General features: G+C 71.5%; 6 protein-coding genes. 2 read left to right on the top strand and 4 right to left on the bottom strand.

The window, feature by feature from the left end:
- Positions 1 to 865: 865 nt before the first annotated feature.
- Entirely contained in the window at positions 866 to 2389 is a 1524-nt protein-coding gene (locus ACFY1P_RS30645) for an aldehyde dehydrogenase family protein (protein ID WP_390752469.1), read from the bottom strand.
- Between the two features lie 49 nt (positions 2390 to 2438).
- Complete coding sequence (locus ACFY1P_RS30640) at positions 2439 to 3767, bottom strand: GAF domain-containing protein (RefSeq protein ID WP_390752468.1); 1329 nt, start codon at positions 3765 to 3767, stop codon at positions 2439 to 2441.
- 207 nt (positions 3768 to 3974) lie between these two features.
- On the opposite strand from ACFY1P_RS30640, the gene ACFY1P_RS30635 reads away from it, so the two are divergent.
- The gene (locus ACFY1P_RS30635; protein WP_361527404.1) at positions 3975 to 4268 is read left to right on the top strand and encodes a holin; all 294 of its coding nucleotides are present in this window, start codon (positions 3975 to 3977) and stop codon (positions 4266 to 4268) included.
- Positions 4269 to 4486: 218 nt separating this feature from the next.
- Here the strand turns inward: ACFY1P_RS30635 and ACFY1P_RS30630 are convergent, their stop codons facing one another.
- Positions 4487 to 5857 carry a phosphatase PAP2 family protein gene (locus tag ACFY1P_RS30630; protein ID WP_390752467.1) on the bottom strand — a complete coding sequence of 457 codons (1371 nt, stop codon included), beginning with the start codon at positions 5855 to 5857 and terminating at the stop codon, positions 4487 to 4489.
- A 226-nt stretch (positions 5858 to 6083) separates the two neighbouring features.
- Between ACFY1P_RS30630 and ACFY1P_RS30625 the strand changes: the two genes are divergently transcribed.
- Positions 6084 to 6749, top strand: a complete 666-nt coding sequence (locus ACFY1P_RS30625; RefSeq protein WP_390752466.1) for a hypothetical protein — start codon at positions 6084 to 6086, stop codon at positions 6747 to 6749.
- A gap of 164 nt (positions 6750 to 6913) precedes the next feature.
- Here ACFY1P_RS30625 and ACFY1P_RS30620 read toward each other — a convergent pair whose 3' ends face one another.
- Positions 6914 to 7090 (bottom strand): zf-HC2 domain-containing protein, encoded by a 177-nt coding sequence (locus tag ACFY1P_RS30620; RefSeq protein ID WP_361527408.1) that lies wholly within the window; start codon positions 7088 to 7090, stop codon positions 6914 to 6916.
- Between the last annotated feature and the right edge of the window lie 24 nt (positions 7091 to 7114).

Below are 7114 nucleotides of genomic sequence, written 5' to 3'. Positions count from 1 at the left end.
GAACGGTCTCCGCCATGCCAGCCATACCCAGAGCCCCTGGGCCCTCCGATCTTACGAATGACCAGAGTCAGACCCACACCTGAAAGGTAGGACCGAACCATGCCCCTGGACGAACTGCGCCACCGCTACCGTGCATTGATCGACGTGAGTGCCGAGCCCGGCACCCAGGCCCCACCGTCTTCCGTGTCGACCCCGCCGACCCGCCCCTGCGCGGCGACCTCCGCGGATCGCTCACCGCGCTCTTCGCGCGGGCCCCGGACGGCGACCCTCCTCACCGTCCTCCTGACCGGACTGGTCGCCATGCTGCTGCAACTGCCGCTCGTCCGCTGGCTGGAGGACTACTGGTCGCCCTGGCTGAACTGGTTGAGCGTCCTGTGCAACGCCCGTCAGGAGCGCCGCCGCGGCCCGGTCGGCGCCGAGCCCGTGCCGGACCCTCCGCCCAAGACTGCCTTGCCGCAGCCGAGGGGCCTGTTCTCCTGGTGCGCGGTACGGCGTAGCTCAGGCGGCGGAGGCCGGGGGCGCGGCCGGCGCGGCCACCTGGAAACCACTGACCTGGGAGAAGCCCCGGGCCGAGCCGGCGATCACCGCGGCTATACCGCTCGTCCTCGGACTCCCCCAGCCGCCCACTCGCGGAAGTTAAACGCACCCGGCCCCGCCGGACGACATCCGGCAGGGCCGATCCCGTCAACGGCCTCCGGAACCCCGGAAACGGTTCCACAGGGACGCCGTTTGGTTCGCGGCTGATCCGGGACGGATTCGCTGGGGTTTCGGATGGTGACGCAAGGCGCTGCGTTGATTGCAGAGGGTGACTCCTGTGTTGGTTGTCTGGAGTGCAACGAACCCTCCAGACAATCGACTTCAGGCTCTAGAAGAAACCAAGTTTCTTTGGGCTATAGGAACAAAGAACGTTCTTCGTCTGCTGATAATGATCCAGCATCATCCTGTGCGTCTCCCGCCCGATCCCCGACTGCTTGTAGCCCCCGAACGCCGCATGCGCCGGATACGCGTGATAGCAGTTCGTCCACACCCGGCCCGCCTGGATCGTGCGGCCCGCTCGGTAGGCCGTGGTGCCGTTGCGGGTCCAGACGCCTGCGCCGAGGCCGTAGAGGGTGTCGTTCGCCAGCGTCATCGCGTCGTCGAAGTCCGTGAACGGCGTTACCGCCACCACCGGGCCGAAGATTTCCTCCTGGAAGACGCGCATGCTGTTGTCGCCTTCGAGGATCGTGGGGCGGACGTAGTAGCCGCCTTCCAGTTCGCCGCCGAGTTCCGCGCGCGTGCCGCCGGTGAGGACTCGGGCGCCTTCCTGGCGGCCTATGTCCAGGTAGGAGAGGATCTTCTCCAGCTGGTCGTTGGACGCCTGGGCGCCGATCATGGTGGTGGTGTCCAATGGGTGGCCCGCGACGATGCGTTCGGTGCGGGCCACCGCCGCTTCCATGAAGGCCGCGTAGTGGCCGCGCTGGATCAGGGCACGGGACGGGCACGTGCAGACCTCGCCCTGGTTGAGGGCGAACATCGTGAAGCCTTCGAGCGCCTTGTCGAGGAAGTCGTCGTCGGCCGCGGAGACGTCGTCGAAGAAGATGTTCGGGCTCTTGCCGCCGAGTTCGAGGGTGACCGGCTTCAGGTTCTCGGAGGCGTACTGCATGATGAGGCGGCCCGTCGTCGTCTCGCCGGTGAAGGCGATCTTGGCGACGCGCGGGCTGGACGCCAGCGGCTTGCCGGCCTCCACGCCGAAGCCGTTGACGATGTTGACGACGCCCGGCGGCAGCAGGTCGGCGACGAGGTCCATCCACACGTGGCTCGACGCCGGGGTCTGCTCGGCCGGCTTCAGCACGACCGCGTTGCCCGCCGCCAGCGCCGGGGCGAGCTTCCAAGTGGCCATGAGGATGGGGAAGTTCCAGGGGATGATCTGGGCGACCACGCCGAGCGGCTCGTGGAAGTGGTAGGCCACCGTGTCCTCGTCGAGCTCCGAGAGGCCGCCCTCCTGCGCGCGGATCGCGCCCGCGAAGTAGCGGAAGTGGTCGATGGCGAGCGGGATGTCCGCGGCCAGCGTCTCGCGGACCGGCTTGCCGTTCTCCCATGACTCCGCGACCGCGAGCTCCTCCAGGTGCTCCTCCATGCGGTCGGCGATGCGGTGCAGCACCAGCGCGCGGTCGGCCGGTGACGTGCGGCCCCACGCGGGCGCGGCGGCATGGGCGGCGTCCAGCGCGCGCTCGACGTCCTCGACGGTGCCGCGGGCGATCTCGGTGAACGGCCGGCCGTTCACCGGGGTGGGGTTCTCGAAATACTGCCCCTGCTTGGGCGGTACGTATTCGCCGCCTATCCAGTGGTCGTACCGCGGGCGGTACGAGACGATCGCGTCGGGGGAGCCGGGGTCGGCGTAGCGGGTCATGAGGACGGCCTTCCGGAAGCGGGGGTACGAAAGAGGTGCGCCCAGGAAGCTAGCCCCGCGCAGGTTGCGCGAACGTTGCCCGGCCGCCCAGCCCGTACGCCATCCGGCCCGTATGCCGCCCAGCCCCGGCCCCCAGCTCGTACGTCGACCGTAATCGCCGCGCCTCCTCCGCCACCGACCCCCGCTGCGGCGCGCTCATCGGGAGCGCGGCCAGCAGTCGCTCCCATACCTCCAAGTCCTCCTCGCCCCACGGTGTGTCGGCCCACATCTGGAGTGCGGCGGAGTCGCCGCTGGTCAGCACCGCCCTGCGCAGCCTCGTCTCCAGGAGGCGCCGCATCCGGCACACGCCGGGCGCCTCCGAGAGGGGGAGCAGGGGGCCGTCGTACGCGCGGAGGGCGGCGCGCAGGCCGCCCGCGGCCAGTTCCCGCTCCAGGCAGCCGAAGTCCGTGTCGACTGCGCCGCGCAGCCGGTACGGGCGGGACGCGAGCAGCGGGCCCACCAGCCGTCGCAGCCGGGAGAGTTCGGCCCGCAGGGTCACCGGCGGCACCGGGCGGTCGCCGTAGAGGGCCGCCGCGAGCTGTTCGCCGGTCAGTCCGTCGGGGTGGGCGGCCAGGAGGGCGAGGATCTCGCTGTGCCGGCGGCCCAGGCGTAACCGGCGCCCGTCCACGACGAGCAGTGCCTCGTCCCGGCCGAGGACCGACAGGACGCAGCCGGGCAGCGGTTCCGGCACCGCCAGTTGTGCCTCGGCCGCGCGGGCGGTGGCCTGGACGAGCGCGAGGCTGTGCGGCGCGGCCAGGTGATCGCCGCCGGTGATGTCCACCGCGCCCAGCAGCCGCCCGGTGCGCGGGTCGTGGACGGGGGCGGCGGCGCAGGTCCACGGCTGGACCAGGCGGTTGTAGTGCTCGGTGGCGAAGACCTGGACGGCGTGGTCGAGGGCCAGGGCGGTGCCGGGGGCGTTGGTGCCCGCGTGGGCCTCGTCCCAGCGGGCACCGGGGACGAAGTTCATGCGCTCGGCCCCCTTCCGTACGCCCGCGTGCCCCTCCACCCACAGCAGTCGGCCCGCCGCGTCGCAGACGGAGAAGAGGTGCGCGCCGTCGGAGGCGATGGAGCCGAGCAGTTCGCGGAAGAGGGGGAGCACGGCGGCCAGCGGGTGCGTCCGGCGGCAGGTCTCCAGCTCGGCGCCGGTCAGCTCGACCGGCGCGAGGAACTCGGGGGTGGGCAGGGCGGCGGCCGAGCGCCGCCAGGAGTCGGCGACCACGGCGCGTACGTGGGGATTCGCCCCTTCCCCTGCCGCGAAGGCCGCGTGGGCGCTACGGACCGCACGGCACCGTTCCGCGGGGTCGTCGCCGCACACCAGCGCCAGCCATGGGTTGACCATCCGGACCCTCCCAGCCCTCGGCGGCCCCCGCGGAAAGCGCAGCATCCCACAGGGGGCGGGGCACGGACAGGGCCCGGCCCGCACGGATCTCACGGGGCGTCAGGCTTGCGGTAGGGGCCGCACACCCAGCACGCTGCACCTTCAGCTGTACGACTCGGCTGCACGACTCAGCCATACGACGCGAACCGGAAGAGACACGAGAAGGCCATGACTGCCCTGTCCAAGAAAGTTCTGCTCGACATCCTCGAGCGCACCCTCGCCGCCTATGTCACCACCTTCCTCGGCCTCCTCATCGCCGACGGCTTCGACCTCACCGATGTCTCCGCGCTCAAGGCGGCGGCCATCGCGTCGCTGCCCGCCGCCCTCTCCGTGATCAAGGGCGCGATAGGCAGCCGCTTCGGCGACACGAACAGCGCCGCCTGGCTCCCGGGCCGCGGCGGCGGGGGCAAAAGCGGAACCAAGGGCGGCTCGCGCGCGGGGCGGCAGCCGAGCGGAGGCTGAGGGTTCACACGGGGTGTGCGCGGCGCACCCACGCCGCCCCCGCGCACACGCTTCCCGGCGCCGTCCGCCGCACGGTTGACTCGAAGACGCGAGTCCCACTGGAGCGACGGGACCCGGGCCGTCGGCCCTTCCCCCGAGCCGACGGCCCACCGCCTCGTACCGCCGGGCGGACGGTACGGGGCGGGTCACCGTCTTGCGGGTGGCCGCCCCGTCGTGCCTCACACCAATTCGGGCTGCGGTTCCGCCTGCCGCGTCGGCTCCGGCGTCGGTGCCTTCCGCTCCCAGCGCCTGGTGGTCCGTACGTAGCCGTAGATCACCGATGCCATCGCCAGGATGAGAAGCGGTCCGGACACCCACGGATGCTCGGCCATCTCCACCGGCAGCCAGCGGTATGCCGCCAGGAGCGCGGCGAAGACCGTCGTGCCATGAGCGACCAGCCGGATTCCCGACCGGTCCCAGCCGCGGTCGAACGCGCGCAGGGCTGCCTCGATCGTGAGCGAGAACACCACGCCGGCGACGAGGTCCACGCCGTAGTGGTAGCCGAATCCCAGCGTGGCGCTGAGTGTGGCGACCAGCCAGAACGCTCCCGCGAAACGGAGCAGCCTGGGGCCCTTGCGGGTGTGGATGAAGATCGCGGTGGCCCACGCCGTGTGCAGGCTGGGCATGCAGTTGCGAGGGGTGATCGTGTCGTAGGGCACCGGGTGCGGCGCGTGGATCGCCAACGGTGTGTGGGGCCACAGGTCGGCCACCGCCCACTGCACGCCGCCGGTGCCGGAGGCGCCCGGGCCGTAGGCGAAGACCGGTCCGACCACCGGGAAGATCATGTAGATGGCCGGCCCGAGGAGGCCGATCACCAGGAAGGTGCGCACGAGGTGGTGGCGCGGGAAGCGGCGCTCGGTGGCCACGTTGCGCAGCTGGTACAGCGCGACGACGACCGCGGCCACCGCGAGCTGGGCGTAGACCGTCCCTAGGAGGTGGTTGCCGATCGGGCCGGTGGCTTCGAGGAGCCGGCCCATCGCCCATGACGGGTTGCCCAGCGCGTGATCGGCGGTGGCCAGATAGGGGTCGAGCACCGTCGGGCGGGTCTTCGCGGTGATGAGCAGCCAGGTGTCGCCGATCTTGCGGCCGGTCACCAGCAGCAGGCCCAGCGCGACGCCCTTCAGCAGCAGGGTGCGTTCGTGGCCGGTGCGGCGCGTGAACGCGATGACCGCGCAGCCCAGCATCACCCACAGCGCGCCGTTGCCGAAGTAATGGCCCTCGGGCACCTCGGCGCCGGCCGCCCACCGCACCAGCACGAAGACGACGTCGATGCCGATCGCCGCGCCGGCCGCGATGAACCGTTGCCGCCAGGTGAGCACCACCATCATGAGCGCCATGCCGCCGTACAGCGGTCCCGGCTTGGGGGCGAAGATCACCTCACGCACCTGGGTCGCCAGCGGACCCGGCACGCCGGCGTAGCGACGGGCGGCGATCTCCAGCGCGACGAGGAGTACGAGGGCTGCCACGCCCGCCGCTGCCCACAGGATCACCTGTGGCTGACGCCGCACGGCGACGTTTATTCGCGAAAACACCCGGCCAACTATAGGCATCGATCACTTAACCGATTTGTTGGGTGCTGGCCATTTGGTCAGTTTTTGTGCTGGGTGGTGTGGTTTTCCGGCGCGTCAAGACGCCCCCCGCCGTCGGGCCGTGCGGAGCGGGTGCAACGATGTGCACGTCATGAGAGCAGGGCAGGCGCACGAAGGTCCGCGAGCGCTGCGAGCCGCGGTGTTCGCAGCGGTCTGTGTGCTGCTCGCTGCCCTGGGACACGCGGTCATGTCCGGCACGACCGTCCCCTGGTGGGCCGTCGCCGTCGCACTGTGCACGACGGGCAGCGGCGCGTGGTTCATGGCGGGTCGCGAACGCGGCCCACTGCTGATCACGCTCGCCACCGTCGGGGCGCAGACCGGACTGCACTTCTTCTTCGCCCTCTCCCAGAACGTCGCGGCCAACGCGGCCCGCGCGGCCGCGGCCGCACGCGCCGGACTGCCCACCGGCATGCCGGGCATGGACCCCGGCATGCCCATGGGACACGACATGGCCGGCACGGCTGATATGTCCATGAGCGGCGCCATGGGTGACATGGGTGACATGAGCGGCGGCATGGGCGCCATGGCCGGGCACGCCATGTCCGGTCATTCCATGGCCATGCACACCGGTCACGGCGCCATCGGCATGTGGTCGGCGCACGTCCTCGTCGCGATCGTCTGCGGCGTCTGGCTCTCCGGCGGCGAACAGGCCGCTTTCCGGCTCGGCCGCGCCCTGCGCACCCGGCTCTTCGCCCCGCTGCTCGTCCTCTTCCGGGACACCCCGACACCCTCCGGTCCGCCGCGCATCCGCGCCGACCGGACGCGCGCCGCGCAGCGCCTGCGGCAGTTGCTCTACGCCCATGTCCTGGACACACGTGGTCCACCGGCCCGCGTCGCCGTCGCCTTCGGCTGACGGCGACTCCTCGCGCCGAACCACGTCACCGGGCCGACCCGCACTCCAGGGCGCCCGGATTCCAGGAAGGACCCAGGGCGATGACCCCTGCCCGCACATGGGGCGTGCCGCGACAGCACGTCCCGCCTGCCGACGGCACGCGCCGCACGGCGGTCCCCAGCACGTCAGATGTTCCCCAGGCCCGCCGACAGCAGCTTCAGCCGGCGCGCGCGTTCCTCCCAGTGCCGGCACGCGGCACACTCCCGCAAGTGGGCGTCGAGCGCCGGGCCGGAGACCTCCGGCGGCGGCTCCTCGCCGTCGACGCGGGCGGACATGGCGGTACGGGAATCGACGCAGTGCACCCCGCCATCGTCCCCGGCGCCGCC

It is taken from the genome of Streptomyces sp. NPDC001407, assembly GCF_042895325.1.
In the GTDB taxonomy this organism is placed as follows: domain Bacteria; phylum Actinomycetota; class Actinomycetes; order Streptomycetales; family Streptomycetaceae; genus Streptomyces.
Note: the sequence above shows the minus strand (reverse complement) of the source record. Positions and strands in the feature narration are given on the sequence as shown.

What these genes read in the sequence shown, in the direction of transcription:
- ACFY1P_RS30645 (WP_390752469.1), bottom strand. Translation starts at nt 2,389, where the DNA reads ATGACCCGCTACGCCGACCCCGGCTCCCCCGACGCGATCGTCTCGTAC.
- ACFY1P_RS30630 (WP_390752467.1), bottom strand. Translation starts at nt 5,857, where the DNA reads ATGCCTATAGTTGGCCGGGTGTTTTCGCGAATAAACGTCGCCGTGCGG.
- ACFY1P_RS30635 (WP_361527404.1), top strand. Translation starts at nt 3,975, where the DNA reads ATGACTGCCCTGTCCAAGAAAGTTCTGCTCGACATCCTCGAGCGCACC.
- ACFY1P_RS30640 (WP_390752468.1), bottom strand. Translation starts at nt 3,767, where the DNA reads ATGGTCAACCCATGGCTGGCGCTGGTGTGCGGCGACGACCCCGCGGAA.
- ACFY1P_RS30625 (WP_390752466.1), top strand. Translation starts at nt 6,084, where the DNA reads ATGTCCGGCACGACCGTCCCCTGGTGGGCCGTCGCCGTCGCACTGTGC.